24 protein-coding genes are annotated in these 26,954 nt (G+C 69.9%); 11 read left to right on the top strand and 13 right to left on the bottom strand.

All coding sequences use genetic code 11. The annotated features are described in order from the left end of the window. Positions 1–73: 73 nt before the first annotated feature. From mptB to BJ970_RS18550, 3 genes are all read right to left on the bottom strand, one after another. Positions 74–1,690: a polyprenol phosphomannose-dependent alpha 1,6 mannosyltransferase MptB gene (gene mptB / locus BJ970_RS18540; RefSeq protein WP_246470903.1), complete on the bottom strand. Its 1,617-nt coding sequence runs from the start codon at positions 1,688–1,690 to the stop codon at positions 74–76. A gap of 245 nt (positions 1,691–1,935) precedes the next feature. Beyond that, positions 1,936–3,915, bottom strand: a complete 1,980-nt coding sequence (gene pknB / locus BJ970_RS18545) for a Stk1 family PASTA domain-containing Ser/Thr kinase (protein WP_246470905.1) — start codon at positions 3,913–3,915, stop codon at positions 1,936–1,938. Next, on the bottom strand, positions 3,905–4,069 hold the full coding sequence (locus BJ970_RS18550; RefSeq protein WP_184727409.1) for a hypothetical protein: 165 nt from the start codon (positions 4,067–4,069) through the stop codon (positions 3,905–3,907). The genes pknB and BJ970_RS18550 overlap by 11 nt, the downstream gene beginning before the upstream one ends. Positions 4,070–4,086: 17 nt before the next feature. Between BJ970_RS18550 and BJ970_RS18555 the strand changes: the two genes are divergently transcribed. Further along, a complete protein-coding gene (locus BJ970_RS18555) occupies positions 4,087–4,452 on the top strand; it encodes an Rv2175c family DNA-binding protein (protein WP_184727410.1) in 366 nt (121 codons plus the stop codon). Between the two features lie 157 nt (positions 4,453–4,609). On the opposite strand, the gene crtI is transcribed toward BJ970_RS18555, so the two are convergent. Together crtI and BJ970_RS18565 are read right to left on the bottom strand one after the other, a co-directional pair. After that, on the bottom strand, positions 4,610–6,073 hold the full coding sequence (gene crtI / locus BJ970_RS18560) for a phytoene desaturase family protein (protein ID WP_184727411.1): 1,464 nt from the start codon (positions 6,071–6,073) through the stop codon (positions 4,610–4,612). Beyond that, positions 6,073–7,200: a polyprenyl synthetase family protein gene (locus tag BJ970_RS18565; RefSeq protein ID WP_246470907.1), complete on the bottom strand. Its 1,128-nt coding sequence runs from the start codon at positions 7,198–7,200 to the stop codon at positions 6,073–6,075. Before BJ970_RS18565 ends, crtI begins: the two co-directional genes overlap by 1 nt. A 110-nt stretch (positions 7,201–7,310) precedes the next feature. Here BJ970_RS18565 and BJ970_RS18570 point away from each other — a divergent pair, with 110 nt between their 5' ends. Continuing rightward, a complete protein-coding gene (locus BJ970_RS18570) occupies positions 7,311–8,180 on the top strand; it encodes a methylenetetrahydrofolate reductase (protein WP_184727412.1) in 870 nt (289 codons plus the stop codon). 35 nt (positions 8,181–8,215) lie between these two features. On the opposite strand, the gene BJ970_RS18575 is transcribed toward BJ970_RS18570, so the two are convergent. Beyond that, positions 8,216–8,884 (bottom strand): DUF3153 domain-containing protein, encoded by a 669-nt coding sequence (locus BJ970_RS18575; protein ID WP_184727413.1) that lies wholly within the window; start codon positions 8,882–8,884, stop codon positions 8,216–8,218. Positions 8,885–8,980: 96 nt separating this feature from the next. Between BJ970_RS18575 and BJ970_RS18580 the strand changes: the two genes are divergently transcribed. Further along, the gene (locus tag BJ970_RS18580) at positions 8,981–10,660 is read left to right on the top strand and encodes a DUF885 domain-containing protein (RefSeq protein WP_184727414.1); all 1,680 of its coding nucleotides are present in this window, start codon (positions 8,981–8,983) and stop codon (positions 10,658–10,660) included. Between the two features lie 265 nt (positions 10,661–10,925). Here the strand turns inward: BJ970_RS18580 and BJ970_RS18585 are convergent, their stop codons facing one another. Next, positions 10,926–11,492, bottom strand: a complete 567-nt coding sequence (locus BJ970_RS18585) for a GNAT family N-acetyltransferase (RefSeq protein WP_184727415.1) — start codon at positions 11,490–11,492, stop codon at positions 10,926–10,928. Between the two features lie 313 nt (positions 11,493–11,805). Between BJ970_RS18585 and BJ970_RS18590 the strand changes: the two genes are divergently transcribed. From BJ970_RS18590 to BJ970_RS18600, 3 genes are all read left to right on the top strand, one after another. Continuing rightward, the gene (locus tag BJ970_RS18590; protein ID WP_184727416.1) at positions 11,806–12,252 is read left to right on the top strand and encodes an SAV_6107 family HEPN domain-containing protein; all 447 of its coding nucleotides are present in this window, start codon (positions 11,806–11,808) and stop codon (positions 12,250–12,252) included. Beyond that, complete coding sequence (locus BJ970_RS18595) at positions 12,249–13,019, top strand: maleylpyruvate isomerase mycothiol-dependent enzyme family protein (protein WP_221467224.1); 771 nt, start codon at positions 12,249–12,251, stop codon at positions 13,017–13,019. The genes BJ970_RS18590 and BJ970_RS18595 overlap by 4 nt, the downstream gene beginning before the upstream one ends. A 129-nt stretch (positions 13,020–13,148) precedes the next feature. Continuing rightward, the gene (locus tag BJ970_RS18600; RefSeq protein WP_184727417.1) at positions 13,149–13,667 is read left to right on the top strand and encodes a GNAT family N-acetyltransferase; all 519 of its coding nucleotides are present in this window, start codon (positions 13,149–13,151) and stop codon (positions 13,665–13,667) included. Here BJ970_RS18600 and BJ970_RS18605 read toward each other — a convergent pair. After that, positions 13,654–13,866, bottom strand: a complete 213-nt coding sequence (locus tag BJ970_RS18605) for a hypothetical protein (RefSeq protein WP_184727418.1) — start codon at positions 13,864–13,866, stop codon at positions 13,654–13,656. The two genes, BJ970_RS18600 and BJ970_RS18605, sit on opposite strands and share 14 nt — an antisense overlap. 36 nt (positions 13,867–13,902) lie before the next feature. Then, positions 13,903–18,474 (bottom strand): ATP-dependent helicase, encoded by a 4,572-nt coding sequence (locus tag BJ970_RS18610; RefSeq protein WP_184727419.1) that lies wholly within the window; start codon positions 18,472–18,474, stop codon positions 13,903–13,905. Between the two features lie 261 nt (positions 18,475–18,735). On the opposite strand from BJ970_RS18610, the gene BJ970_RS18615 reads away from it, so the two are divergent. Beyond that, entirely contained in the window at positions 18,736–20,559 is a 1,824-nt protein-coding gene (locus tag BJ970_RS18615) for an Hsp70 family protein (RefSeq protein ID WP_184727420.1), read from the top strand. Between the two features lie 30 nt (positions 20,560–20,589). On the opposite strand, the gene BJ970_RS38915 is transcribed toward BJ970_RS18615, so the two are convergent. Continuing rightward, positions 20,590–20,721: a hypothetical protein gene (locus tag BJ970_RS38915; protein WP_281399629.1), complete on the bottom strand. Its 132-nt coding sequence runs from the start codon at positions 20,719–20,721 to the stop codon at positions 20,590–20,592. A gap of 38 nt (positions 20,722–20,759) precedes the next feature. Between BJ970_RS38915 and BJ970_RS18620 the strand changes: the two genes are divergently transcribed. After that, positions 20,760–20,954 (top strand): DUF3046 domain-containing protein, encoded by a 195-nt coding sequence (locus BJ970_RS18620; protein ID WP_184727421.1) that lies wholly within the window; start codon positions 20,760–20,762, stop codon positions 20,952–20,954. Here BJ970_RS18620 and BJ970_RS18625 read toward each other — a convergent pair. After that, positions 20,951–21,778: a DUF308 domain-containing protein gene (locus tag BJ970_RS18625; protein WP_184727422.1), complete on the bottom strand. Its 828-nt coding sequence runs from the start codon at positions 21,776–21,778 to the stop codon at positions 20,951–20,953. The two genes, BJ970_RS18620 and BJ970_RS18625, sit on opposite strands and share 4 nt — an antisense overlap. A gap of 261 nt (positions 21,779–22,039) precedes the next feature. Here BJ970_RS18625 and recA point away from each other — a divergent pair, with 261 nt between their 5' ends. After that, positions 22,040–23,080, top strand: coding sequence for a recombinase RecA (gene recA / locus BJ970_RS18630; protein ID WP_184727423.1), 1,041 nt, complete (start codon positions 22,040–22,042; stop codon positions 23,078–23,080). A 41-nt stretch (positions 23,081–23,121) separates the two neighbouring features. Beyond that, a complete protein-coding gene (locus tag BJ970_RS18635) occupies positions 23,122–23,739 on the top strand; it encodes a regulatory protein RecX (protein ID WP_246470909.1) in 618 nt (205 codons plus the stop codon). 566 nt (positions 23,740–24,305) lie between these two features. On the opposite strand, the gene cutA is transcribed toward BJ970_RS18635, so the two are convergent. After that, the gene (gene cutA, locus BJ970_RS18640) at positions 24,306–24,629 is read right to left on the bottom strand and encodes a divalent-cation tolerance protein CutA (RefSeq protein WP_184727424.1); all 324 of its coding nucleotides are present in this window, start codon (positions 24,627–24,629) and stop codon (positions 24,306–24,308) included. Positions 24,630–24,756: 127 nt separating this feature from the next. On the opposite strand from cutA, the gene BJ970_RS18645 reads away from it, so the two are divergent. Continuing rightward, positions 24,757–25,410: an HAD family hydrolase gene (locus tag BJ970_RS18645; protein WP_184727425.1), complete on the top strand. Its 654-nt coding sequence runs from the start codon at positions 24,757–24,759 to the stop codon at positions 25,408–25,410. 141 nt (positions 25,411–25,551) lie between these two features. Here the strand turns inward: BJ970_RS18645 and BJ970_RS18650 are convergent, their stop codons facing one another. Next, a complete protein-coding gene (locus BJ970_RS18650) occupies positions 25,552–26,892 on the bottom strand; it encodes a polysaccharide deacetylase family protein (RefSeq protein WP_184727426.1) in 1,341 nt (446 codons plus the stop codon). Positions 26,893–26,954 lie beyond the last annotated feature (62 nt).

The raw sequence follows: 26,954 nt of genomic DNA on the forward strand, positions 1-26,954 counted from the left end.
ACGGCTCGGAAGTTCACGCCCGAAGGGCCCGGAACCCACGCGGTTCCGGGCCCTTCGGCGTTTGGTGCGGTCATCACTTCTGCGCGGCCTGCGTTTCACGAAGCTCTGTCGTTGGTGCTGGGGTCGTGGGCGGTGCGACGGTCATGGCGGTGCGGGGGAGGGCACCGAAGACGCCGCTCAATCCCAGCGGGTCGAAGCGGACCAGGGACAGCGAGCCGAGCACGGCGGCACCGATGCCGACCGCGACGAACGGCCAGTTGTACATCGCCTGCTCACCGTCGGGGTAGTAGGCCAGCACCAGCGCGATCGAGGCGCCCACCACGTAGGACAGCGCACGCGGTGTCCAGGCGAAGGCGCAGCCCAGCGCCAGGCCCCACGTCAGGTACCACGGCAGGACGACCGGCGACAGCAGCGCGCCGCAGCACAGCACGATCGCGGCCCGGCGCACCGCTTCGGTCCCGCCGACCCGCGCCAGCCACCAGTTCCAGGCGAGGATCAGCACCAGCAGCAGCGAGCCGAACGTGCGCGTAGCACCCACGAACGGCCAGATGTTGGTCTCGCCGAACAGCGAAACCAGGCTGTGCAGCGCCTGCCCGACCGCCGTCGGCGCGGACAGGTAGTTGACGATCATGCCCGGTGCGGACAGGGCGGAAAGCCAGCCGAAACCGACCTTGGCCAATGCCGTGCACGAGCCGAAGACCACCACGAACACGCCCACCGCCGGGAACACTGCGCGGAGGAACCGCTGCCACGACGGCCCCTCCAGCCGGGATGCCCACATCCACACCAGGAATGGCAGCGCGAGCCCGGCGGTCGCCTTGATGGCCATCGCCGCGGACACCAGCGCGATCCCGCCGACGCGCTTGTCGTTGAGCATCAGCAAGGTGCCCACCGACAGCAGCCCGATCATGAGCATGTCGTTGTGCGGGCCGCCGACCAGGTGCACCACGGTCATCGGACTGGCCGCGACCAGCCACAGCGCGATCGGCAGTCGGCCGCCGAGGTGCCGGACCAGGCCCGGCAGGGCGCAGATCAGCATCACCAGGCCGCCCAGCAGCACCAGCCGCATCACGATGACGCTGGCGATGATGTCTTGGCCGGCCAGCAGGATCACGCCCTTGGCCACACCCATGAACAGCGGTCCGTACGGGGCGGGCGTGGTCTGCCAGGTCGGGTGCACGTTCTCCGGGATCGGGCCGGTGAGCGCGGACGGGCCGACACCGTAGGGGTCGAGTCCGTTCAGCGCCAGCAAGCCCTGGCCAAGGTAGCTGTAGACATCGCGGGTGAACAGCGGTGGTGCGATGAGAATGGGGCCGAGCCAGGCGGCGGTCGCCCACAGCACGCCGCGGGAGTTCACCAGGTGCGCGATCACGCCGCGCCCGAGTCGCACCCAGGCCCACACCAGTAGCGCGAAGCCGATGTAGACGACGGTCACTGCCACGTCGTGGCCGTGCCCGTAGCGCAGCACCGAGAGCGGTCCAGAGCCGAGGATGGGGTCGTGGATGAGCGTCCCGCCGGCGCCGAAGGAGCCGAACAGCAGCAGTACGGACCCGATCGCCCCCAACGCGATGGTGCGCAAAGGAAGCGGACGACGCGGCCGACGTCCGCCGAGACTGGGCAGGCCCGCTGTCGTGTTGTCGGTCCGTTCGGACCAGTCGGGGGCCGACTCGATCGAAAGGCTCGGGGGCATTGTGCTGCCAATAGTTCCACAACGAGCCGCCCGCGCCGCTGTGACCAGGCGAGATCCGTCGTGTCGTGGTCAACGGTCCCGCTTTTCGGTGACCGCGGGCGGACGTGTAGCCGCTGGTAGACCCCGGCAACCAGAAAACGTTACAGCGCCGAGAAGAGATCAGAATCACATTGCGGGTGGGGTGGGTCCGGTGGGGCGTGACCACGCGACCGGGCCCGAGCCCGGCTGCGCAGTCATGAGGCTGCTCAGAACGCGGTCACGTGGATGGTCGATCCGGGCTCGACCTTGCTGCCGGGCAGTGGTAGCTGACCCCAGATCATCATGTTCGGGCGCTGGAAAAACGACTGGACGCTCAATTGCAGGCCGAGCGCGGCGACCTGCTGCTGCGCGTCCGCCACCCGGAGGCCGTTGAGGCTTGGCACCTCGACCGCGTTAGACAGCACCACGCCGATCCGCGGCCGACCGACCAGCCGGACCTCGCTGCCGATGGCCGGATCGGTACTGATGACGTGGTCGCCAGCGATGCTGGAGTCGAACTGGCGGCCCGCCTCGTAGGGCTCGAACCCGGCATTGCTCAGCGTGGCGAACGCGTCGTCGCGGCTCATTCCGCGTACGTCGGGCACCTGTACCGGGGGCGGACCCTTGCTGACGACCAGGGTGACCTCGGCGCTGATGTTCAGTGGGGTGCCGGGGGCGGGGTTCACGCCGATGACCCGGCCTTCGGGCACCGTGCTGTGGTACTGGTCGCCGGACTCGTCGCGCTTGGGTTGCAGCTTGGCGTTGCGGATCGCGCTTTCGGCCTCGGCCACGGTGGTGCCCTGGGCGATCTCCGGGACCTTGGGCTTGCCCAGCGAGACCACGAGATCGACGGTGCCGCCGCTGCGCACCCGGGATCCTTCGCCCGGCGTGGAGCTGATCACCACGCCTTCCGGGATCGTGTTGTCGTTCTCCCTGGTGACGTTGCCGCTCAGGCCGGCGCCTTCGAGCGCCTGCTGGGCGGCCGCTTCCGGCTCGCCGACGACGCGCGGCACCTGAACGTAACTGCCGATGCCCAGCCAGTACGCAGTGCCGCCCACCAGCGCGGCCAGCACCAGAACCACGGCGGTCCACAGCGCCACGGTTCGCCTGCCGTGCCGGCGATCGCGATCGCGCCGCGGCTCGGCCGCGACGGCGGAAAAGTCCTGGGTGTGCTCGTCATCGGTGGCGGGCCGCGCCATCGCACGAGTGCGCTGCGGGGCGACGGGCGTATCGCCGACGGCCGGGATCTGCTCGGTCGGCGGGTCCTCGGCCGCGGTCGCCATTTGCGTGGTGCGCTCCTCGGACGCCGGGACCGATAGCGCCACCGGGGCGATGCCAAGCGCGGTGCGCACCCGCTGCAGTTCGTCGAGGAAAACCTCGGCGTTCTCGGGACGCTGTGCCGGATCGCGACGCGTGGCGCGGACCACGAGGTCGTCAAGGGCTTGAGGGAGGTCCGGGACCAGCCCGCTCGGCGGCGGCACATCGTCGTTGACGTGCCGGTACGCGACCGACAGCGCGGTGTCGCCGACGTAGGGCGGGCGGCCGGTCAGCATCTCGTAGAGCACGATCCCGGCCGCGTAGACATCGGAGCGGGCGTCGGCGGCACCGGTGGTCACCTGCTCCGGCGAGAGGTACGCGACGGTGCCCAGAATGATGCTGCCGCTGGTCGTGCCGGCTTCGGCGGCCGCCCGGACCAGCCCGAAGTCGGCGACCTTCACCGAACCGTCCGTGCCGATCAGCACGTTCTCCGGCTTGACGTCGCGGTGCACCATGCCGGCCTGGTGCGCGGCGGAAAGCGCCGAGAGCATCGGCGCCAGGACGCTCAGCGTCATCGCCAGCGGGAGGCGTCCCCCGCGGGCCATGATCAGGTCACGCAGCGTGCATCCCTCGACGAGCTGCATCACCAGGAACACGTGGTCGCCGTCGGGGCCGCGGTCCACACCCTGGTCGTAGACGGCCACCACGTCGGGGTGGTGCAGCCGGGCCGCCGCGCGCGCCTCGCGTTCGAAGCGGTCCACGAACGACCTGTCGCCCGAGTACTGCGCGTCCATCACCTTGATCGCCACCGGTCGGTCCAGCCGGGTGTCCAGACCTCGGTACACCGCGGACATGCCGCCGCGCGCGATCAGCGAATCGACTCGGTACCGGCGTTCGAGCATGCCTCCGACGAGGCTCGCGCCGCGTCCGGAGCGTGTCTCAGGAGTCATTTTCCGCCAACCGCCGGGTAACCTTTCCAACCCGATTGTGGCAGGCCGTGCGGTTGGCGCCGGGAACACCTCCGTGCTCGGCCTCGGCAACGATCACGATCATGATCGTAGGCCGAAGATTTCCCGAGCCAAGCACGGCATCGCGGTCGGTCATATGGCAAGGTGTGCAGCGTGAGTGCGATCCCTGCTGCCCCGGATGTGCTCGCTCCCGATGTGGAGGTTGTTCCGCTGCCCGACGTCGCCGAGCGACTCGGTCAGCCAATCACCCGGGTGCACCAACTGATCCGTGATGGCCATCTGCTCGCTCTGCGTAGGGGCGGCGTGCTGGGCGTGCCCAGTGCGTTCCTCACCGACACCGCCGTGGTGAAGGGGCTGGCGGGCACGATCACCCTGCTCCGGGATGCCGGCTACCACGAGGACGAGATCCTGCGGTGGCTGTTCACACCGGACGACTCGCTGCCCGGTACACCGATCGACGCCCTGCGCGGAGACCGCGGCCGTGAGGTGAAGCGAAGGGCCCAAGCGATGGGTTTCTGAGGCCCCCGGGCTGACCTGCGCGGCTGGAGCCCGCTGCCGCTCACCCGGACTCCCGTCCGGTGTTCGGCGTTGGTGCCCCAGCCGTGGACCGCTTCGGCCGTATGAGTTGGTAGGACTCGATCAACCGCTGGTAGTTGCTCCGTACGAGGCGTGCGGGTCAGCCGGTGATGCGCTGTGCGGCGAGCTTGCCGGACAACAGAACCGGGGGAACGCCGACGCCGGGTGTTGTGCCGGATCCGGCGAGTACCGCGTTGGCCAGGCCGCGCACCAGGTTCCGCGGTCGGAAGGGGCCGGTTTGGGCGAAGGTGTGCGCGGCCGAGAACGGCGTGCCGGCCGCATGCCCCTGAGCCGCCCAGTCCACCGGGGTGACCATCTGCTGCGCCTCGATCGCGGCTCCGAAGCCGGTGAAGCCGCGCCGCTCCAGCGTCCCCAGCAACTCGTCGCGGTAGGCCGAACCGATCCGGCCCCAGTCGATCGGCCCGGTGCGCAGGTTCGGGCACGGCGCGAGCACGTAATGCAGCTCGCGATCGGCCGGCGCCAGCGTCGGATCGGTCGCCGTCGGCCGGGTGATCAGCAGCGACGGGTCGCTCATCAGCCTGCCGTCACGAATGATCTCGGCGAACGTGCCATGCCAGGCCGTGCCGAAGGAGATCGTGTGGTGCGCGTTGAACCAGCCGCGAGTGGTCCCGGCGTGCAGCACCACCGCCGATGGTGACCAGCGCAGACGTCGTCGCGGACGGTGCCCGAGAAGATCGTGCGCGACCGGCAGGTCGGGCGTGAGCACGAACGCGTCCGCGGCGATGCGGGAGCCATCGGACGTGCGCAGGGCGACGATCCGGTCGCCCCGCCGCTCCAGTTCGGTCACCTCGGCGTTGTAGTGGAATGTGACGCCCGCGCCTGCGGCGGCGTCGGCAAGCGCGGTCGGGACCGCATGCATGCCGCCGCGCGGGAACCAGACGCCGTTGACGGTGTCCATGTAGGAGATGACCGCGTATACGGCGAGCGCGCGACGCGGGTCCAGACCCGCGTACAGCGCTTGGAAGGAGAAGACCCGGCGCAACCGCTCGTCGGCCAGGAACCGGCCGATCGCCGGGCCGAGACGGCCGAATCCGCCCAGCACCGCCAGCCGCGCCAACTCCGGGGACAGCAGGCCCAGCGGCGAGTCGAAGTTCGCGTCGATGAAGCGGTGCATCTCGGCCCGGTACACCTCGGCCAGCCAGCGCCGCAGCCGCCGGTATCCGGCCGCTTCCTCCGGCCCGGCGAACCGCCGCACCTCCTGTTCCATCGCGGCGGCGTCGGTGTGCACGTCGAGTACCGAGCCGTCGGCGAATCGCGCCTGGTAGGCCGGGTGCAGCGGGATGAGGTCCAGGCGCTCGGCCAGCGATTCGCCGACCGCGCTCAGCGCTTCGTCGACCAGCTCGGGCATGGTCAGCACGGTCGGACCGGTGTCGATCCGGTATCCGCCGAACACGTGCAACCCGGCCCGCCCGCCGGGCACTCCCGCGCGCTCGACCACCGTCACCCGTCGCCCGGTGCCCGCCAGGTGCAGGGCTGCGGCCAGCCCGGCCAGGCCCGCGCCGACGATCACGACGTGGTCGGTGCGACCGGTGACCGTGCGCATCAGTGACTGCGGTCGGTGACGGCGATCGCCAGCTCGGCCAGCCGCGACGAGGCCGGTTCGGCCAGCCGCGCTTCGTGCAGCGCACGCATCGCCGAATCGGTCAGTTCGGTGATCCGCTTCTCCACGGCCTCCACCGCACCCAGCCGAGTGAGCACCTGCCGGGCCGCCTCGACGCGGCCCTCGTCCAGATCGGGAGCGCCGAGCACGTTGCGCAGCAGGTCCAGCGCGGCCTGGTCGGCCTGCTCACGGGCCGCCGCAAATGCCTCGGCGACCAGCACCGTCCGCTTGCCTTCGCGCAGGTCGTCCCCGGCGGGCTTGCCCGTCACCCCGGGGTCGCCGAAGACGCCGAGCAGGTCGTCGCGGAGCTGGAAGGCGACGCCGATCTCGGAGCCGAACCGGCGCAGCGCGTGCAGCGCGTCCGGATCGGCCCCAGCGGCCTCCGCGCCGAGCTCCAGCGGTCGCTGCACGGTGTAGGAGGCGGACTTGAGCTCGCAGACCCGCAGTGCGGCCTGCGGGGTCTCGTCGCCCCGGTACTGGCAGAGCACGTCGAGGTACTGGCCGGTGAGCACCTCGGTGCGCATCGCGCGCCACGGGCGCAGCGCGCGGGCCATCGACTCCGGCGCCATCCCCGCGCTGTGCAGCATGTCGTCGGCCCAGGCCAGCGCGAGGTCGCCGAGCAGCACCGCCGCGGCCAGCCCGAACTGGGTACTGTCGCCGGCGAATCCGGACTCCCGGTGGATCCGCTCGAACTTGCGGTGCACGGTCGGGTTGCCTCGTCTGGTGTCCGACTCGTCGATCAGGTCGTCGTGCACCAGCGCGCAGGCCTGCAACAACTCGAGTGCGCTCGCCGCCTGCAGCATCGCCTTTGCCGCCGGCCCCTCGGCAGCCCCGCCGACAGCTCGCCAACCCCACCAGGCGAAGGTGGGCCGGATCCGTTTGCCGCCGCCGAGGACGAACCCGGCCAACTCCGCCACGGCGGACGCGATCGCCGGGTCGAGGTCGGCCGCGTCGGTGCGGCGGATCTGTAGGTACTCGGTCAGCGTCTGCTGGACCTGACCGGGGAGGTCGAGCTCCATTACGGCATTCTCGCCGCTGGCTGGCGTGATGGCCGGATCTGCTGCGGGCATGCCTCCATCCTCCGTGATGACGGCAAATGCCAACGGCCGGGGCCATCCGGAGCGCTCCCAGTAACTGGGATGACTCCGGAGCGTAGCCGATTGCTTTTATGCTGGTCCTCATGACGGCGGTGGTGGATCGGTTGAACACCGAGAAGACGTCTTTCTCGGTGGAGTTCTTCCCACCCCGCGGTAACGACGAGGAGCGCATCCTCTGGCGGGCGGTGCGGGAGCTGGAACCGCTGGATCCCGCGTTCGTGTCGGTGACCTACGGGGCGGGCGGATCTAGCCGGGACCGCACCATCCGCACCACCGGGCGCATCGCGCAGGAGACCACCCTGACCCCGATGGCGCACCTGACGGCCGTGGATCACTCGGTCGCCGAACTGCGCAACGTGATCGGCTGGTATGCGGCGTCCGGGGTGCACAACGTGCTGGCTGTGCGCGGCGATCCACCAGGCGACCCGAACGGCGAATGGCTCCGACATCCCGAGGGGCTGACCTACGCCGAGGAGCTCGTCCGGCTGGTCCGGGAGCTCGGCGATTTCTGCGTTGGCGTCGCGGCATTCCCGCACGGGCATCCGCGCTCTGCGGACCTGGACATCGACGTGGACTACCTGGTGCGCAAGATCCACGCGGGTGCCGGGTTCGCCATCGCCCAGCTTTTCTTGGAGCCGGAGTACTTCCTGCGGCTGCGCGACCGGATGGCCGCCCGCGGCTGCGGCGTGCCGCTGTTGCCGGGCGTCATGCCGATCATCACGCCGCGGGTGCTGGGCAAGTTCAGCGAGCTCGCCGGGGTACCGGTGCCAAGCGAAGTGTCGGAGCAACTGCTGCCGCTGACCGACGATCCGGCGGGGTTCCGCTCGGCCGGCGTGGACCTCGTGACCCGGCTGTGCGAACGGCTGATCGCCGAGGGCGTACCGGCGCTGCACTTCTACACCCTCAACCGATCGAAGGCGACCCGCCAGGTGGTGGCCGACCTGGGCCTATGACCCGCGCGGCGGTTCCCACCAGGGTGATCATGCGGTTACACGTGCACGTCGGGGCGGTTGCGGACGTGCGTGCGGACCGCGAGCAAGCCCACCACGACGGCGGAAACGAGGGTGAGCACGCCGACCAGCAGCGCCCAGCCGACCCAGTCCATGCCGACGACGTTGGAGAACTGGTAGGTGGCCGACAGCTCGCTGACCTCGCCGGGCTGCAGCACCCAGGTAACCGTGCCGGCGCTTTCCGTGCCGTTGGTGTTGGTGATCTCGCCGGGCGCGCTGATCTTCAGCTCGACGCCGGAGCCGGTCTCGGCCAGCGGCGTCAGATCCGCGGCCCCCTCGAAGATCACCAGCGAGCCGGAGCGGGACAGGTGCAGCCGGTACCGGGAGTCCGACGGGCTCAGCGCCTTCGCGAGCCGCTCGACCTCCCGAAACTTCAGGTCGTGGAACGACAGGTGGGAACCGACGCGGCCGGCGTTGTTGTAGGGCGTGACCTGGACCCGGTCGGCCAGGTCACCCGGCGGCTGCAACCGGAACGGGACCTGGCCGTCGGCGGTCTGGGTGGACACCAGTAGCTCGCCCGACACCAGGTCCTCGCCGGTGATGTTCAGCGAGGCGTTGACGTGCAGGCACCCGCTGAGCAGCGTGCCGAGCACGCTGATCAGGACCAGCAGGAGCGCGGCGGGGCGGCGCGATGTCTTGGCCTTCACCTCGGCGATCTTCCCATCTGGCAGCCTTTTCCGCCGACCACGACGTCTCCCTCGCCGTAGTGCGTAGTTGTCGTCGTGGCGCGATAGCGTGGCGGCATGGGAGCAGACCGCAACGGCGTGCACGAGATCAGCGACCGGTTCGTCGACGAGTTGGTCGCACTCGATCCGATCGCCGGCACGTATTTGGGCGTGCCGGGCCACGAAGAAGAGCTGACCGACTACTCGCCGGACGGGCATCGGTCACGCGCGGAGCTGGCCCGCCGCAGCCTGGCCGCGGTGCGGGCCGCCGAGCCTGCTGACGACTCGGAGCGCATCGCGCAGGCGGTCTTCGCGGAGCGGATCGGGCTCGATCTGGAGCTACACGAGATCGGCGCGGACATGTCGGCGCTGAACGTGATCGCCAGCCCGGCTCAGGAGCTCCGGCAGGTCTTCGACCTGATGCCGACCGACACCCCGGAGCAGTGGCGAAGCATCGCCCGGCGACTGTCGGCGATGCCGGAAGCCGTGCTGGGCCTGCGTGCCGGACTGCTGGCGGCGGCCGCGGACGGCAATGTGTCGGCGGCCCGGCAGGTCAGCAAGGTCGCCGAGCAGTGCGACACCTGGGCCGGACGGGGCGGGCAGTCGTTCTTCGCGGCGATGGTCGCGCGGGCCGACGATGTGGACGAATCGCTGCGTCGCGATCTCGACACCGCAGCCGAATCGGCCGCCGAAGCCTACGCCGCGCTGGCCGATTTCCTGCGCGGCGATCTGCTGCCGAAAGCCCCGGCGAAGGACGCCGTCGGCGAACAGCGCTACCGGTTGTGGTCGCGGTACTTCACCGGCGCCCGCCTCGACCTGCAAGAGGCGTACGAGTGGGGTTGGCGGGAGTTCTCCGGCATCGAGGCGGAGATGCGGCAGATCGCGAACCGGATCAAGCCGGGTGCGACGCTGGCCGAGGCCGCGGCGGCGCTGGACGCCGACCCCCGCTACCAGGTCCACGGGCAGGACCGGTTCCAGGAGTGGATGCAGCGGCTGTCCGACCAGGCGCTGCAGGACCTGCGCGGCACCCACTTCGAGATCCCGGATGCATTGATGCGGCTGGAGTGCCGAATCGCGCCGCCCGGCGGCGGCGTCGGCGCCTACTACACCGGCCCGACCGACGACTTCTCCCGGCCCGGCCGGATGTGGTGGTCGGTGCCCGCCGACCGGCAGGACTTCCCCACCTGGCGTGAAGTGTCCACTGTGTACCACGAGGGGGTGCCCGGCCACCACCTGCAGGTCGCGACCGCGGTGCACGAGGCCCGTCGGCTCAACAAGTTCCAGCGGCTGGCCTGTTTCGTCTCCGGCCACGGTGAAGGCTGGGCGTTGTACGCCGAACGCCTGATGCGCGAACTCGGCTACCTCGAAGACGACGGCGACCTGCTCGGCATGCTCAACGACCAGCTCTTCCGCGCGGCGCGCGTGGTGGTCGACATCGGGATGCACCTGGAGCTGGAGATCCCGGCGGGCACCGGTTTCCACGAGGGCGAGCGCTGGACCCCGGAGTTGGGCCTGGAATTCATGCTGAGCCGGACCATCACCGACCCGGCGCAGGTGCGCGACGAGATCGACCGCTACCTGGGCTGGCCGGGCCAGGCCCCGTCCTACAAGCTCGGTGAGCGCCTCTGGCGGGCGGCTCGCGACGAAGCCAAGCAGCGCCACGGCGCGGCCTTCGATGTGAAGGAATTCCACACGCAGGCCCTGCGGATGGGCGGCATGGGCCTGGACACCCTCCGCGAACAACTCGCTCTGCTGTGATCACCAGGTGGCGTGCCGCGCACGGGCGCGCCACCTGCCCGAGCCGTGAAACTGGCGGTTCTGTCCGGAACGGACCTGGACGGGTTCGTCCGCTGTGGATACCTGGCGGTCGCCTGCGGCCCCGATTTCCCGGCGTCAAGCGGTTCGTCGCATAGATGTCCGAAGTGGACTGTCTAGCTTCGTGGGCAGCGGAGCAGCCGGTTCGTGCACGGGTAAGCCTCGCGCCCGCGGCTGCCTGTCGTGGCGGTGAGCCGCCCCGACGCGGTCAGCGTGGGTCGAGGGGGAGCGCACGGCCCAGGACAGCGAAGGGGCGCGGGTCGCCCGTGAAGCGGTAGTTGCGCAGGACGTCGGCGAAGCCGACCCGGCGGTACAGGCGCCAGGCGCGGGTCGGGCCTTCCGGCGTCGACAGCAGGACCTTGCTGCCCGGCGCTCCGGCGAGCAGGCGGCGCAGGATCTCCTCGCCGAGGCCGGCGCCCTGGCTTCCCGGGTACACGTGCAACTCGGTCAGTTCGAAGTAGTCGTGCAGCCAGGCCTCGTCGCCGCCGGTGCTCAGCAGGCCGCGGCGGACCTGCTCGTGCCACCACTGGCCTGGGGCGCCGAGGTAGCCGTAGCCGACGCCGATGAGCTCCTCGCGATCGTTGAACGCGCCGATGCAGCGCCAGCCCGCGCGCAGCATGTGCGCCGACCACATCGGGGCCCGCTGCTGCGCGGTCGTGGGCGGGTAGTTCATCGCGTGCACGTAGATCTGCAGGGCCTCGGGGAGTCGTGTCCGAAGCTGGTCCGTGGTCAGCTCGGTGATCCGGTCACAACTGGGGTATGGCACGGCGGTCACGGCCGAACACTAACCCCTACGCGGCGCGAGGTCTTTCCCCCGGCCGATCCTTTCCCGAGGGAGCCTGACCGGGTGGCGGATTCGGCCACTCGAGTGATCATCGCGGCCGGTCATGCCTCGAACAGGTGAGCAACGGCTCAATGCTTGAGTCGATCGAGGGAGCGCGCTAATCTAAATTTGTTCGAACGCGAGTTCGATGAACTCCGGTTCGAGCGTCGAGTCCGGCGGTGGGGTGGGGGAAGCGCCCCGCCGCCGGACCTGCCGGCTCCCCACGGCAGGCGTGGACGGCTTCGTCGTGCAGAGGAGAACGCCGATGTCTTTTTCCACTGGTCTCTCGATTCCGGCTCCGCGACACGCCGCGGACAACCACGAACCGACACCCGAGGCGGAGACGCCCGCCGGTGCCCTGTCGTTACTGCTCCACGCGCGAACGTGCCTGCACCGGGCCGAGGAGGCGGACCGCCCAGGCGAGCGATTCGTGGCGGCACACGTGGCCGCGTTACGTGCTGCCACGGCGGTCGTGGTGGCACGCTCTTGGCAGCGGGAGAACGGCCGCCCGGCCAGCGTGTGGACGTTGCTGACCGGGGCCGCTCCAGAGCTGCGGGAGTGGGCGGCCTACTTCGCGGCGCGTTCGGACCGGCGGGCCGCCGCCGAGGCGGGGGTGCCGACGATCACCTGGCTCGACGCCGATGGTCTGTTGGCGCGCAGCCGGGAATTCCTGGACATCGTGGGACGAAGCCTCCTGGGGGTGTCGCGATGAACGGTACTGAAGTGGGACTCGACTACGGGCGGATGCTCGACCTGCTCGGCATCGAGGCCCAGCTGCTCATCGCGGCGACCCATGACGCGCACGTGGACACGCCCGTGTGGGGCGCGTCCGGACGGACCCTGGGGGAGGCGGTGCGGCAGCTGGGCGACCTGTGCGAGGACGCGCTGTCCTGGCTGGGGTCGGTCGAGGCGGAGCGGCGCTGGGACCTGCCGGACCAGCCGGAGCTGCGCGAGGTGACCGGCCGGTTCGGCGTCCGGTTGGCCGACCTGCTCGCCGAGTTCGGCGCCCGGCCGCCGCACGATCCGTGCCCGACTTGGTGGCCGGAGCAGCACACCGTCCGGTTCTGGCTGCGCCGGATGCTGCACGCCACGACGGTGTACCGGGCGGACGTGCAGGCAGCCGCGGGGGTGGTTGCGACGCCGATCGAGCCGGACGTGGCGGCCGACGGCATCGACGAGGTGCTGCGGCTGTGGTTCGGTTACCGGCTGTACGCGCTCGGCATCACCGCCACCCGCCCATGCTCGGTCGGCGTGTCCGTGGCCGACTGGAACTGGCTGGTCACCGCCGACCAGAATGGGGTCGCGGTGGTGAGTTCGGACGACGTGTCGACCACGACGCCCGACGCGGTGGTCGGCGGCGACGCGCCCTCGGTCTACCTCTGGATGTGGGGTCGGCTGCCGGATCGGGCCGTGGAGACCAGCGGCGATCCCGATGCGATCGCGCAGCTCTGGGGCCTGCTGCAACTGGCCACCCGCTGAACCTGTACTTGCGCCGTTGCCTCCCGGTTGTGGGTGCACGAGCCGCGCATACATGAGTCGGGGATCCCGTTGCCCAGGCGGCGAACTAAATGGTTTGCCTCGGCGGAGGGGCTGGGTCAATGTGGGCGCGTGCTGATCCGACGTGAAAGATGTGCCGACGTCGCTGCCATCCACGCGGTGCACGCCGCCGCGTTCGCGAACACCGCGCAGCCGGGCCGGATTCCGGCGGAGGCGGGCCTGGTCGACGCGCTGCGGGCCGGCGATGCCTGGTTGCCCGAGTTGTCGTTGGTGGCGGAGCGGGACGGCGAGATCGTGGGGCACGTGGTGTGCACCCGTGCGCACGTCGGAGCGGTCCCGGTGCTGGCGCTCGGTCCGGTCGGCGTGCCGCCGGCGTTGCAGGGGAAGGGGACCGGCACGGCGCTCATGCACGCGGTGCTCGGTGGCGCGGACGCGCTCGGCGAACCGATGGTGGTGCTGCTCGGCCACCTCGACTACTACCCGAGGTTCGGCTTCGAACCCGCCGAGACGCATTGCATCACGCCGCCCGTGCCGGACTGGGCCTCGCATTTCCAGGTCCGCACCCTGACCGCCCACCGGTCGTCCATCCGCGGCGAATTCGCCTACGCCAAGCCGTTCATGGAGCTGTAGCGGCGAGCGCCCACAGGAGGCCCAGCAGCACGCCGACCGCGGCGTAGGTCGCGAAGAACGCGACCACCGCCACCGTCGCGGCGGTGCTGACCAGGCCGAAGAAGTGGCCGAAGCCGCGCCACGAGCGGTCCTGCCGCCGGAGCCAGTGCAGCGAAAGCCCACCGCACAGCGTCGCGGCGGCGAGCTGAATCCAGATCATCATCGCATCTTGCCCGGCTGGGTTCTGGGCTCGCGGTCAGGCGCGGAGCCGCAAACCCTTCGGTGTGGCACGGAATCCTGCCTCGGTGAGCACATTGGCCAGATGGGATCCCCAAGCTCCTTCGCCGTCGGCGCGCTGTACCGCGAGCTGATCCAACCAGCCATCCCGGACGACGCGGGCCAACCCGGCCGCCGCCCGGCGCAGCGCGGCTTCGTCGTCGGTGAACGACAGCAACGACTTTCCGCCGCGCTCGACGTAGAACACCGCTTCGCCGGAGACCAGCACCACGAGCGCGCCGGCCTTGCGTCCCGGCCGATGCCGGGTTTCGCCCATCACCGCAGGCCATTCCAACGCGCCGCCGTAGGGCTGCGCCGGATCGGCCGCCGCCAGCACCACCGCATCGTCGTCGCCGTCATCGCGCGACAAGGCGCGCAAGCGGTCGATCGCGCCGGGCACCGCGAACTGCGCGGCGCCAAGGCCCTCGATGACGTATCCGCGCCGGCATCGACCGGATTCCTCCATCGCTCGAAGTACCTTATACACAGCGGAAAATCCACCCGTGACGCGTTCGATGTCCAGCGCCCCGCGAGTCAGCACCCCGTGCCGCTCCAAGAACGCCTCGGCGCGCGCGTGCGCCCGGCGCGTCGGGTCGCCGGACAGCCGCGGCGCCAGTGACCAGCGCCCGGATACCGCAGGCGGGCCACTGCGACTGGGCATCGCCGGCCGACCTGCCCGCAACCGTGCATAACGGCCGCGCGGTGCGCTGCGCCGCGGCTTGTGCGCCGCGCCGCGTCCCGATACCAGGGCCCGCAGCGGCGCCAGAGTGTCGTTGGTGACCGTGCCCGACCAAACCAGATCCCATAACGCCGAGGTGACCGCGTCGTCGGCGGGCGCGGACTCGTCTTGCTCCAACAACAGCGCCCCCGCGCGATCCGCCAAGTGGCGGAAGAACAACGCGCCACCATCCAATGCGGACACCACAGCGCGATGCAGCGGCGAGTCGGTGCCGGACTCCTCCGGCGGATCCGGCAGGAGCAGATCGGCGACATCGGTGGGCGCCAGCGCGATCCAGCCGTCGCCACCCGCCAGGGAACCGGAGCCGACCCAGGTCACTTCGCCGGTCGAGGTGAGCTCGTCGAGCAGCGCGGGGGAGTAGCCGGGCAACCGGGCGGGCAAGATCAGCGATTCCAGCCCGCTCGCCGGAACCGGCGCCCCCGCGAGCTGCTCGATGACGGCATACACATCGTCCACTGTGGGCGCCGTGCGCAACCGGGCTCCGATGCCATGCCATGCTGGCAGGAAACGGCCCAACGCCGCCGGTTCCACCGGCTCGACCTCCGCGCGTAGGCGCGCCAGCGACGCCCGCCGCAGCCTCCGTAGCACCTCGGCGTCGCAATACTCCAAGGCTCCGCCGCCACCGGCCTCCAGCGGTCGCAGCTCACCGCGGACCAGCCGCCCGGTACCGGTCAGCCGATCCAGCACGCCGTGCACCACCGCTACGCCCAGCCCGAATCGTTGCGCTGCCGCGTCGGCGGTGAACGGCCCACGGCAGCGCGCGTACCGGATCAGCAGATCACCCAGCGGATCTGTCACCGGTTCGGTGAACGCCTCCGGCACGCCCACCGGCAGCGCGACCCCCAGCGCATCGCGGACCTTGCCCGCGTCGTCGATCGGAATCCAACGCTGTTCACCGGCGATGCGGACCCGCAACACCCGCCGCTGGTCGACCAGGTCCGCGAGCCACTCCGCCCGCACGCCCCGCGCTTCGGCTTCCGACGTGGACAGATCACCCAGGAACCGCAGAATGTCCATCGTGGACTCGGCATCGCGGGCATGCCGATCGGGGGCGAGCCGTTGCAGCTGCTGCTCGATCTCGTCGAGCGCTTCGGAATCGAGCAGTTCCCGCAATGCTTCCGAGCCGAGCAGCTCTGCCAGCAGCGTCGAATCCAGGCTCAACGCCGCCGACCTGCGCTCCGCCAGCGGCGCGTCGGTCTCGTACAGGAACATGCCGATGTAGCCGAACAGGAGGCTGCGCGCGAACGGCGAGGGCGTCGGGGTCTCGACCTCGACCACCCGCACCTTCCGCGCCGCGACCTGCGACATCAGTTCGGTCAACCCGGGCAGGTCGTAGACGTCCTGCAAGCACTCCCGCATCGCCTCCAGCACGATCGGGAACTGCTCGTACTGGGCGGCCACCGCAAGCAACTGCGCGGCCCGCTGCCGCTGCTGCCACAGCGGCGTGCGGCGGCGCGGATCCCGGCGCGGCAGCAGCAGCGCCCGTGCCGCGCACTCCCGGAACCGGGCCGCGAACAGCGCCGAACCGCCGACCTCGTCGGTCACCACCTGCTGCACTTCCTCCGGCGGCAGCAGGACGTCCTCGGCGGTGGGCAGCACTTCCGCGCCGGACTCGTCCAGCGCATCGGCCAACCGCAGCACGATCCCGTCGTCGGAGGAGGCGACCTGCGGTTCGATCCCGCGTCGTTCGCGGATCCGGGCGCCGATGGCCAGCGCCCACGGGCCGTTCACCTTGGCGCCGAACGGCGAATGCACCACCATCCGCCAATCGCCGAGCTCGTCGCGGAACCGCTCCACCAGGATCGTGCGGTCGTCCGGGACGTGCCGGGTCGCCCGCCGCTGCTCGTCCAGATAGGACAGCAGGTTGTCCTGGGCCCACGCGTCCAGCCCGGCGGTCGCGATGCGGCTTCGCGCCGCCGCGGTGTCGGCGCTGGTCAGCTCCCGGACGAAGGCGCCCAGCGCGCGCCCGAGCTCCAGCGGCCGTCCCGGTGAATCGCCCTTCCAGAACGGCATCCGGCCCGGCTCGCCCGGCGCCGGCACCACCACGACCCGGTCGTGCGTGATGTCCTCCACCCGCCAGGCCGAGGTGCCCAGCAGGAAGGTGTCGCCGACCCGCGACTCGTAGACCATCTCCTCGTCGAGCTCGCCGACCCGGACCCCGCCCTTGCCCGCGGCGTCGTCGCCGGGCGTGGTCACCGTGAACAGGCCCCGGTCCGGGATCGTGCCGCCGGAGGTCACCGCGAGTCGCTGCGCACCGGGCCGGGCGCGAAGCTCGTCGTTCACCCGGTCCCACACGATGCGGGCCCGCAGCTCCCCGAACTCCTCGCTGGGATAGCGGCCCGCCAGCATGTCCAGCACCGCGTGCAGTGCCGAGTCCGGCAGCCCCGCGTAGGGCGCGGCCCGCCGCAGCAGGGCCGCGAGCTGCGATACCGGCCAGGTGTCCATCGCGACCATCGAAACGATGTGCTGCGCCAGCACGTCCAGCGGGTTGCGCGGGAAGGACAGCCACTCGATCAGTCCGTTGGCCATCCGCTCGGACACCACCGCGCAGCCGACGAGGTCGCCCCTGAACTTCGGAAAAACCACACCCCGCGACACCGCGCCGACCTGGTGCCCGCCGCGCCCGATGCGCTGCAGCCCGGAGGCCACGCTCGGCGGCGTCTCCACCTGGATCACCAGGTCCACCGCGCCCATGTCGATGCCCAGCTCCAGCGATGAGGTGGCCACCACGCAGGCCAGCCGCCCGGATTTAAGCTCCTCCTCGACCACCACCCGCTGTTCCTTCGACATCGAGCCGTGGTGCGCCTTGGCGACGATCGGCGCCGCGCCGCCGCCGATCCCGGAACCGCCCACGGCCTCGGCCGGGAACCGGTCCAACGGCACGGGTTCTTCGGCCGCGAGCTCGTTGATCCCGGCGGTGAGCCGCTCGGCCAGCCGCCGGGAGTTGGTGAACACGATGGTCGAGCGGTGCTGCCGGATCAGCTCCAGGATCCGCCCCTGCACCGACGGCCAGATCGACGTGTGCTGCTCGGCGCCTGCCGCCGGGCCCTCGACCTCGCCGGTTGACGCGCCCAGCTCGGCCATGTCCGGTACCGGCACCTCGACCCGGACTTCGACCTCCTTGGGGTGCGCGGGCTGGATCGTGCGCACCGGCCGACCACCGGCCAGGAAGGTCCGCACCTCCTCCACCGGGCGGACCGTGGCGGACAGTCCGATGCGCTGCGCGGGCTGCGGCAAGAGCTCGTCCAGCCGCTCCAGTGAGAGCGACAGGTGGGCCCCGCGCTTGGTGCCCGCCACCGCGTGGACCTCGTCGACGATCACGGTCTCGATGCCGCGCAGCGACTCGCGAGCCGCCGAGGTCAGCAGCAGGAACAACGATTCGGGCGTGGTGACCAGCACGTCGGGCGGGGTGCGGGCGAACGAGCGGCGCTGGTCGGCGGGGGTGTCCCCGGTGCGGATGCCCACCCGGATATCCGGCGGGAGGCTGCCGCGACGCTGCGCGGCTTGCCGGATCCCGGCCAGCGGCGCCCGCAGGTTGCGTTCCACGTCGACGGCCAGTGCCTTCAGCGGCGAGACGTAAAGCACCCGGCAGCGCTGCTTCGCCTCGGCGGGAGTGCCTTCGACGGACAGTTTGTCCAGGGCGGAAAGGAAGGCCGCGAGCGTCTTGCCGGAACCGGTCGGCGCGACCACGAGAGCGTGGTCGCCCTCGGCGATCGCCTCCCACGCCCCGCGCTGCGCTTCGGTAGGTGCGGCGAAGGCACCGCGGAACCAGTCGCGGGTCGCCGCGGAGAAGCCGTCCAGCACGTCGCTCATCTCTCCATGCTGGACCAACACCCCGACACCGAACACGTCATGAGCAGCGATAGTCGCCACAACGGCCACCGGAGCGGAGCGGTCAAGACCTGAGGCCGCTGGAACGACCTGGCGGCGGTCGCCGCGACTCGCGCTCGGGCCGCACTGTCCACAAGAGCTGCCGCCACGTGATGCGGGACGAATGCGGGGGATCTTTGCAAATCGCAGTCCCGGACGTGGCAGCATTCGAACCCGAAAGCGTCAGGCGTGGGAGGGAGACGGGTGCGCGTCCTGTCAGTCGATCTCGGCACCTCGAACACCGTCGCGGTGCTGTCCGCACACGGCCGGCCACCGCGAGTGGTCGAAGTGGACGGCTCGGCCACCATGCCATCGGCGGTGTTCGCCGCCGAGGACGGCGCGATCATCGTCGGCCGCGACGCCGAGCGCCGGGCCCGGCTCGATCCGTCCAGGTTCGAGCCGAACCCGAAGCGCCGCGTCGACGAGAGCACCCTACTGCTCGGCGACAACGTCATCACCGTCACCGACGCGCTGGCCGCGGTGCTGCACCGGGTCGCCGAGGAGACATCCCGGCAACTCGGCGGCGTCCAGCCCGACGAGGTCCGGCTGACCCATCCCGCGCAGTGGGGCACGGTCCGCCGCAACGTGCTGCTGTCGGCCGCCCGGCTGGCCGGGTTCAACTGCAACCTGGTGCTGGTACCCGAGCCGGTCGCCGCCGCCGCGCATTTCGCGTCGTTCCCCGACCGCACCCTCAACACCGGCCAGGCGCTGGCCGTCTACGACCTGGGCGCGGGCACCTTCGACTGCGCGATCGTGGGCGCCACCCAGAACGGTTTCGCGGTGCTGGCCGAGGACGGCCTGGCCGACCTCGGCGGGCTGGACGTCGACCAAGCGCTGCTGGAGCACGTCGGGCGGCAGGTCTCCAACAAGGATCCGCAGCGCTGGCAGCGACTGCTGCGTCCGGAGACGACCGGCGACCGGCGGGCCCAACGCGCCCTGCGCGAAGACGTCCGCGCCGCCAAGGAAGCCCTCTCCCGGCACCCGCAGACCGAAGTGCCGATGCCGGAACCCTTCCAGGACGTGCTGATCACCCGCGCGGAGCTGGAAGCACTGGTGCGGCCGAGCATGCTGCGCAGCGTCGAGTTGCTAGTCGCGGTGCTGCGTTCCAACGGCATGGTGCCGGAGCACCTCGCGGGGATCTACCTGGTGGGCGGCTCCAGCCGGTTGCCGCTGGTCGCGAGCCTGATCGGCGAACAGCTGCGGATCGTGCCGACGACCCTCGACCAGCCGGAGACCGCCGTCGCGCTGGGGGCGCACCACGTGTCTCGAGACGGGGCCGCGATGTGGACCCAGGACCTCCGGACCAACCCGCCGTCGGGCCCGGTCGCCATCCCATACGCCGGCCAACAACCGCAGACCGGCTACCGCGAACCCGACACGGTCCGCACCTATCCCGTCGTCGCGCCGCCCCGGCCCCACTTCCAGCAGTCCGCGGCCGAACCCGATTCCCGGCGCAACCTGCTGATCGGCCTCGGCGCGGTCGCGGCCGTCGCGGTGATTGTCGCGATCGTGGCCATCGTCGTTCGCGCGACCGGCGGCACGAACGCGCCCAGCGCGGCGGAATGCCAGCAGCCCGGCACCATCGACGCCAAGGGCTTCACCCCCTGCCTGCGCAACCTCGCCGGCGACGTCCCCGAGCACTCCAACTGCGCGCCCGGCTGGCAGCGGATCATGCCCGGCCTGCGGGAGCTAGGCGGGAGCGTGGTGTCCTGCTCGATCGGAAACCCCAACGAGGGCACCCAGATCGTCTACACCCAGCTGGACACCCAGGAGGCGGCGCAGCGGCGGGCCGACCTGCTGCTGGAGTTCAACGGCGTGACCAGCGACCAGGTCGAGGCGGAGTGGAGCGGCAACGGCCTGTCCGGCACGTACCGCGCGGTCACCAGTGACACCTTCGGCACCGTGGTGTTCACCGTCGATGACCGGCCGTTGGTCGGGATGGTGCTCAAGCCCAACGACAAGAAGCAGTTAGACCCGAACACGATGGCCGACGAGTTCGAGCAGACGATCCAGCCCGGCACGGCCTGATCGGCCGCGAGCCGGCCGGCTCACGGGTCTTCACCGCCGGTTGCGGTGCTCCCACAGGAAACGCACCGCGAGCACGACGACGGCCAGCCACCCGGCGGCGATCACCGCCTGGCCCAGCGGGGTGGACAAGCCGGTCGGATCGGCTTGCATCAGGAGCAGCACACCACCAGGGTACGAGCGCGGCTGTAGGCTGGCGGGCGATGCGCCACACCGCTTTCCGCCACCGCATGGCCTCCGAGTTCGGCCGGGTCCGTGCCGAGATGCTGGCCCAGGATCATGTGTTCTCGTCCCTCGGTGGGCGCACGGTCGACCAGGCCCTGGAAGCAGGCGTGTCGACCAAGGAAGTCTGGTTCGCGGTGTGCGAAGCCTTCGACGTGCCCGCCGAACGGCGTTAGGACTCGGTGGCCTTGCGCTCCGGCGCTTTCCGCTCCGCGCCCCGGCTTTCTGGGTGTTGCGTGTCCGGGTGCTGGCTTTGTGCGTTCTGCTGCGGTGCGTTTCGGCGTTCCGGTACCTCGAAATCCGCCCACAGGTTCTGCGCGCTGATCTGCTGTTCGGGGCTGCGGCCCGCCTCCAGGTAGTGCTCGTAGGCCCGGCGCCGCTCCTCCTGCATGTGCCGCCACATCTCGGCGCGCACCATCCGGTCCTGTTGCGGCGTCGGATGGCCTTCTGCGACCGCTACCTCGGCATCGCAGAACGGTTCGAGTTCGGCGATGCGCCGTTCGTCGGCCAGCCGTTGCTCGGGAAGCTCTCCGGCCGGCGGCTCGTGGTGCCGGTAGCGGACGTAGGGGTTGTCCTCCGGCAGGCCACCGCTGACCCGCCCGTAGAAGCCGAAGAACATCAACAGCATGCCCGCGATCAGGCTGAACACCACGTTCTGCAGCTTGAAGGCGAACGGGTTCCAGGGGGTGTTCAACAGGCCCAGGTGGATCAGCCCGGACAGGAAGAACAGCACCCCGATCGCGGCGGTGGTGGTGGATGCAACCGGTCCGCCCCAGGCCGCGGCGCCGACCAGGATGACGCCGACCACGACCGAGACCACGGCCAGCAGGCCGTTGCTGGACAGGCCGACGATATCGATGCCGCTGGTGGTAAACAGCGGCACCCGGTTGGCCAGGCCCAGCATGCCGAAGGCCAGCAGGAAGGCGCCGAAAATGGCGGCCCCTACCCGGTAGAACCGGCTCAGCGGGTGGTCTGGTGGCAGGTATCGGTCCATTCGCATGATCGGCACCTCCTCGGGGCCGCGCGGGCTGGATCACGCCGTGTCCCTAGAGTGTCCACCCTGTTCCCGGCCATTGCACTGTCACGCGTTCGAGTGATACCGCTGGCGTGTCGGGACGGTGATCGAACTTTCGTTCGACTAAGATGGCGTCGTACGGGACCGAACCGCGGATGCACCCCGCAGCCGGATTGTCGGTCCCTGCCCGTAGCGTCTGATCTGACACACGACGACGAAGTTCGACTCGACCGAGGTGGACCCCCGATGGCAGCGACACCGGACAAGGGCAAGGCGCTGGAGCTCGCGCTCGCCCAGATCGACAAGCAGTACGGCAAAGGGTCGGTCATGCGGCTCGGCGACGAGTCGCGCGCACCGATCGAGGTCATCCCGACCGGTTCCATCTCGCTGGACGTCGCGCTGGGGATCGGGGGCCTGCCGCGGGGCCGCATCGTGGAGATCTACGGCCCGGAGAGCAGCGGTAAGACCTCCGTGGCGCTGCACGCCGTGGCCAACGCGCAGAAGCTGGGCGGTACCGCGGCGTTCATCGACGCCGAGCACGCGCTGGACCCGGAATACGCCAAGGCGATCGGGGTGGACACCGACGCGCTGCTGGTGTCCCAGCCCGACACCGGCGAGCAGGCGCTGGAGATCGCGGACATGCTGATCCGCTCCGGCGCGCTGGACATCATCGTCATCGACTCGGTGGCCGCGCTGGTGCCGCGCGCCGAGATCGAGGGCGAGATGGGCGACAGTCACGTGGGTCTGCAGGCCCGGCTGATGAGCCAGGCGCTGCGCAAGCTGACCTCCGCGCTCTACAACGCCAAGACCACGGCGATCTTCATCAACCAGCTCCGCGAGAAGGTCGGCGTGATGTTCGGCTCGCCGGAGACCACCACCGGTGGCAAGGCGCTGAAGTTCTACTCGTCGGTGCGCCTGGACGTGCGGCGGATCGAGACGCTGAAGGACGGCTCGGACGCGGTCGGCAACCGGACCCGGGTCAAGGTGGTGAAGAACAAGGTCGCTCCGCCGTTCAAGCAGGCCGAGTTCGACATCATCTATGGCGTCGGCATCAGCCGCGAGGGCTCGCTGATCGACATGGGCGTCGAGCAGGGCATCATCCGCAAGTCCGGTGCCTGGTACACCTACGAGGGCGATCAGCTCGGCCAGGGCAAGGAAAACGCCCGCAAGTTCATGCGGGAGAACCCGGACGTGGCCAACGAGATCGAGAAGCGGATCAAGGAGAAGCTCGGCATCGGAGCGACGCTGGACGCCGAGAACGCAGAACCGGCGCCGGTGGACTTCTGATCCTGTCGACCGCCTGATCGCCTGTTGAACGTTGGGTGCAGATGAACGGTGACGGCACGGGTCGGGGGAGCGGTGCATCGCGCCGCGCCCCCGACGAGACCCGGTCGGCGGGTGGAGCCTCGGACAACGCGGCGGAGGCGAAGTCGCGGCGCAAACCGGAAGGCCCCGAGGAATTGGCGCGCGACACGGTGTACCGGCTGCTGGCCACCCGTGCGCACAGCCGCTCGGAACTGCGGCAGGCCCTGCTGCGCAAGAAAATCGACGAGGACATCGCAGATGGCGTGCTGCAGAAGTTCGTCGATGCGGGCCTGGTCGACGATGCCTCGTTCGCCGAGGAATGGGTCCACTCGCGACAGCGGCGCCAGGGGCTGGGGCGCAAGGCGTTGGGCTTCGAGCTGCGCCGCAAGGGCCTCGATGAGCACGTGGTCGAAGCGGCGTTGTCCACTATGGATGGTGATGTGGAGGTCGAGCGGGCGCGAGAGTTGGTGCAGCGCAAGCTCCAGTCGATGCGATCCCTGGAGAACACCGCGAAGATGCGCCGCCTCGTCGGAATGCTGGCCCGCAAGGGGTACTCCGAATCCCTGGCCTTCCGCGTGGTGCGGGAGGAGATCGAGCGTTCCGGCGGCGTCGGACCGGACCCCGACCTCGAATCTCCTTGATGCCAAACGCCTTTCCCTGATGATACCGGGCTCGCCCGGACCACCGATCGCCCCAACTGGCCGGTCATACGTAGGTGCGGGTAGCCCTGGGAGACCATTTCTCGCGAAATCGCCACGGGCCCTCGTCGACGATGCCCGTCGTGCTTAGCACCGATGACAGGATTCGCACCTAGCTGGGAGCGGTGCTGGTTTCTACCCAACGGAGGTAGTCGGCGGACCCACGGTCCAGTCTGATCGCGGTACCTCCGGCTTTTTTACATCATGGCGGGCCGCTGTTGGACCGAGTTGGGTCGCCCATTGCGTGCCGTGCCTGTTCTTGAAACCGTTCTCGCGGAGTTCGACGACACGCACAGCCGGGATAAGGCGCTGTATACGACTTGGCTTGCCAGCTCCTACCTGCAAGCGCGGGAGGTAGAAATGGCAGCGGAGGCGTTGGTTCGGGCGCACGAACTTGCCGCTGGGGTGGCATCTACGCGACCGTCGGCACGGATTGCGAGTGTTGCGAGCAAGCTTTCCCGCTACCGGTCTGTGCCACGCGTCGGGACGGCGCTTGACAGGATTCGCACCTAGTCGGAGGTGGTGCTGGTTTCTACCCAACGAAGGTAGTCGGCGGACCCACGGTCCAGCTTGATCGCGGTGACCTCTGGCTTGTTCCAGCAGTGCTCTGCGATGAGGTGCGATTCAAGATCCTCATACCGGTCGCTAGTGGTCTTGAACGTAGCGATCCATTCCTCGCCCGCGCCTGCTTTGCCGAGGTGCCAGAAGTAGGACTCAATCGGGCCGTGGACCTGGGCGGTTGCCGCGAGCTTGGCCGCAACCGCCGAGGAGGCCAGTCGGGCGGCGGTCTCTCGGTCCGGGGTGGTCGTGGTGACAAGCAAGTGATCAACCATGCGGCGATCATAGGGTTCATCGGGCGGTTCGAAGGCTGACCGCTTCTTCAAGGCCCCCAGAGCACGCCTCTGGGGGTTTCTCATCGCCTAGGCTGGCTCGGGATAGATGATCGACGTGAGGGGCAGGATGGGAAGCTCGATCCGGCACATCGTGTGGGACTGGAATGGAACGCTCCTTGACGACAACCACGCCGTGGTGTCAGCGGTGAATACCGTCTGCACGGCGTTCGACCGCGAGTGCATCGACATCGACGAGTGGCGGTCGGTGTTCAGTCGCCCGCTGTTGCAGTGCTACGAACGGCTGTTGCGGCGACCGCTCCGCGAGCAGGACTGGGCGCGCATCGACATGCTCTACCACGAGGCGTACCGGACGCTGCTGCACACCTGTGGTCTCGCGCCGGGCGTGCCGGACGCCTTGCAGGAATGGGCTACTGCGGGCCGCAGTCAGTCGCTGTTATCGATGTGGTTCCACGACGAACTGGTCCCGCTGGTCACCGACATGGGGCTGCACCCGCTCTTCGAGCGCGTTGACGGGCTCCGTGACGAGATCGGCGGCGGTTCGAAGGCCGACCACCTGCGCCATCACCTCGCAGCCCAGGAACTGGACGCCCGCGATGTGGTGCTCATCGGCGACGTGTTGGACGACGCGTACGCCGCGGAACAGGCGGGCACCCACTGCGTGCTGGTGACCACCGGCGTGATGAACCGCGCGGCTCTGGAGAAGTCCGGATTTCCGGTGGTCGACTCGGTTCCCGAAGCCCTGACCACCTTTGCCGCCTGACCGGCTCGGGGCCGCTGCGACGCGTCAAGGACTCGTTGAGGCCGTGGAAATCTGGCGGCCCACCCGGTTTCGCCGCGTCGGCACCGCACCCCATCGCGACGAGGACAGCGCTGAGTGCATCGGCGGGTGCGTAAATCATCCTCAGCAGAACCATCTGAGCAGGTAGGTCCACGGCAGGTAGGCGCACACGGCCTCGCGCTTCGGTTCGACGTGCTCTTCGACGCGGTAGTCGTCCGTGGTCAGCGAACCGGGTCCGGCCAGGGCCAGTCCAAAGCTCAGCCCCGTCGAGCCGGCCGGAGCCGCCGGCGTGGTCCACGTCGCCGACGCCCAGTTCGCCGACGCGCCGAACAACGGGCTGGTCGTCCAGTAGCGCCAGACACCGGACCGATCGCGGCGGTAGACGGCGAGTTGGGTGGGCGCGGTCGATTTGTACCAGGCGCTCAAGGTGTAGGTGTTGTCCCCATGCACGGCCGACGCCACCTCGCCCATGTCGAGTCGCTGCATGAGTTTCGCATCGCCGGAGGCGTAGTCGGTGATGTCCAGGCGCTGCGCCCACTGGCCGCTGTGCGCGTCCTTGGTCCGCGTCCACTGTGGATTGTTTCGGCCCCACTTGGTCGGGACCCAGCCGCGCGGGCCCGGTTCTTCCAGCGACGCGTTCACGAGCCTGTCGCGCCGCGCGGGCGCCGGTGGGGGAACCAGCGGGCGAGCTCCGCCACCGATCACTTGGTCGACGGTGCGCACCACCGTTCCGGTCGCCTGCCGCTGCGCCAACCAAGTTGCGAACTGGTCCAGCACGGCCGGGCTGATCGACAGCGTCCCGCAGAAGTCGCAGATCTGGTGCAGCACCAGCGGAACCCAGCCGCCACCCGAGGACTCGGCTCGCAGCACCACCTGCTTCAGGTCCTCCAGCGTCCAAGTGGGGCTGACCATGTCGGTGCCGCGGACCACCAGCCGGTTCATCGGCGGTAGCGATTCGGCTGCGGCGCAGTCGAAGCAAGCATGCGCGGTTTTGATGCTGTTGGTGACCCGCGCGCTGTTGTAGCCGCAGTCCTGCGCGGCCTGCTCTGCCTCGCGATTGAAGCTGCCGAACGGGTAGGCGAACGAGGTGGCCCGGAAGCCCCAGCCGGCGAGGTTGGCGCGGTCCTGACAGATCTCCCGCCGAGCCTCGTCCGGCGCGACGGTGGCAAGGTCTGGGTGGTTGACCGTGTGTCCGCCGATCTCGTGCCCAGCGGCGGCCAGCTTGCGCAGATCGTCCAGATTGAGGTAACCGCGCGTGCCGATGGATCCGGACACCACGTAGAAGGTCCCACGCATCCCGTGCTTGCTGAGGATCCGGGCACCGGCGGTCTGCGAGACGCTGCTGTCGTCCACGGTGAAGGTGACGATGGTGCGCGGAGCCGGTGCTTGGGCGTTGCCGTTGGCTGGCGCGCCGAAGAGGACGGCCAGCAGCGCGGCGCTAAGGCAGGCAAGGGTTCTGTTCATGTGCTTGCGGGCTGGCCGTGCTCCGTGCATCACTGACCGCCAACCAGTCGACGAATTGACCA

Source organism: Saccharopolyspora phatthalungensis, from assembly GCF_014203395.1.
Taxonomy (GTDB): domain Bacteria; phylum Actinomycetota; class Actinomycetes; order Mycobacteriales; family Pseudonocardiaceae; genus Saccharopolyspora; species Saccharopolyspora phatthalungensis.

Coding starts and splice junctions, on each gene's coding strand:
- mptB (WP_246470903.1), bottom strand. CDS start 1,690: ATGCCCCCGAGCCTTTCGATCGAGTCGGCCCCCGACTGGTCCGAACGG.
- pknB (WP_246470905.1), bottom strand. CDS start 3,915: ATGACTCCTGAGACACGCTCCGGACGCGGCGCGAGCCTCGTCGGAGGC.
- BJ970_RS18550 (WP_184727409.1), bottom strand. CDS start 4,069: ATGACCGACCGCGATGCCGTGCTTGGCTCGGGAAATCTTCGGCCTACG.
- crtI (WP_184727411.1), bottom strand. CDS start 6,073: ATGCGCACGGTCACCGGTCGCACCGACCACGTCGTGATCGTCGGCGCG.
- BJ970_RS18565 (WP_246470907.1), bottom strand. CDS start 7,200: ATGCCCGCAGCAGATCCGGCCATCACGCCAGCCAGCGGCGAGAATGCC.
- BJ970_RS18570 (WP_184727412.1), top strand. CDS start 7,311: ATGACGGCGGTGGTGGATCGGTTGAACACCGAGAAGACGTCTTTCTCG.
- BJ970_RS18580 (WP_184727414.1), top strand. CDS start 8,981: ATGGGAGCAGACCGCAACGGCGTGCACGAGATCAGCGACCGGTTCGTC.
- BJ970_RS18590 (WP_184727416.1), top strand. CDS start 11,806: ATGTCTTTTTCCACTGGTCTCTCGATTCCGGCTCCGCGACACGCCGCG.
- BJ970_RS18595 (WP_221467224.1), top strand. CDS start 12,249: ATGAACGGTACTGAAGTGGGACTCGACTACGGGCGGATGCTCGACCTG.
- BJ970_RS18605 (WP_184727418.1), bottom strand. CDS start 13,866: ATGATCTGGATTCAGCTCGCCGCCGCGACGCTGTGCGGTGGGCTTTCG.
- BJ970_RS18610 (WP_184727419.1), bottom strand. CDS start 18,474: ATGAGCGACGTGCTGGACGGCTTCTCCGCGGCGACCCGCGACTGGTTC.
- BJ970_RS18620 (WP_184727421.1), top strand. CDS start 20,760: ATGCGCCACACCGCTTTCCGCCACCGCATGGCCTCCGAGTTCGGCCGG.
- BJ970_RS18625 (WP_184727422.1), bottom strand. CDS start 21,778: ATGCGAATGGACCGATACCTGCCACCAGACCACCCGCTGAGCCGGTTC.
- recA (WP_184727423.1), top strand. CDS start 22,040: ATGGCAGCGACACCGGACAAGGGCAAGGCGCTGGAGCTCGCGCTCGCC.
- BJ970_RS18635 (WP_246470909.1), top strand. CDS start 23,122: ATGAACGGTGACGGCACGGGTCGGGGGAGCGGTGCATCGCGCCGCGCC.
- cutA (WP_184727424.1), bottom strand. CDS start 24,629: ATGGTTGATCACTTGCTTGTCACCACGACCACCCCGGACCGAGAGACC.
- BJ970_RS18645 (WP_184727425.1), top strand. CDS start 24,757: ATGGGAAGCTCGATCCGGCACATCGTGTGGGACTGGAATGGAACGCTC.
- BJ970_RS18650 (WP_184727426.1), bottom strand. CDS start 26,892: ATGAACAGAACCCTTGCCTGCCTTAGCGCCGCGCTGCTGGCCGTCCTC.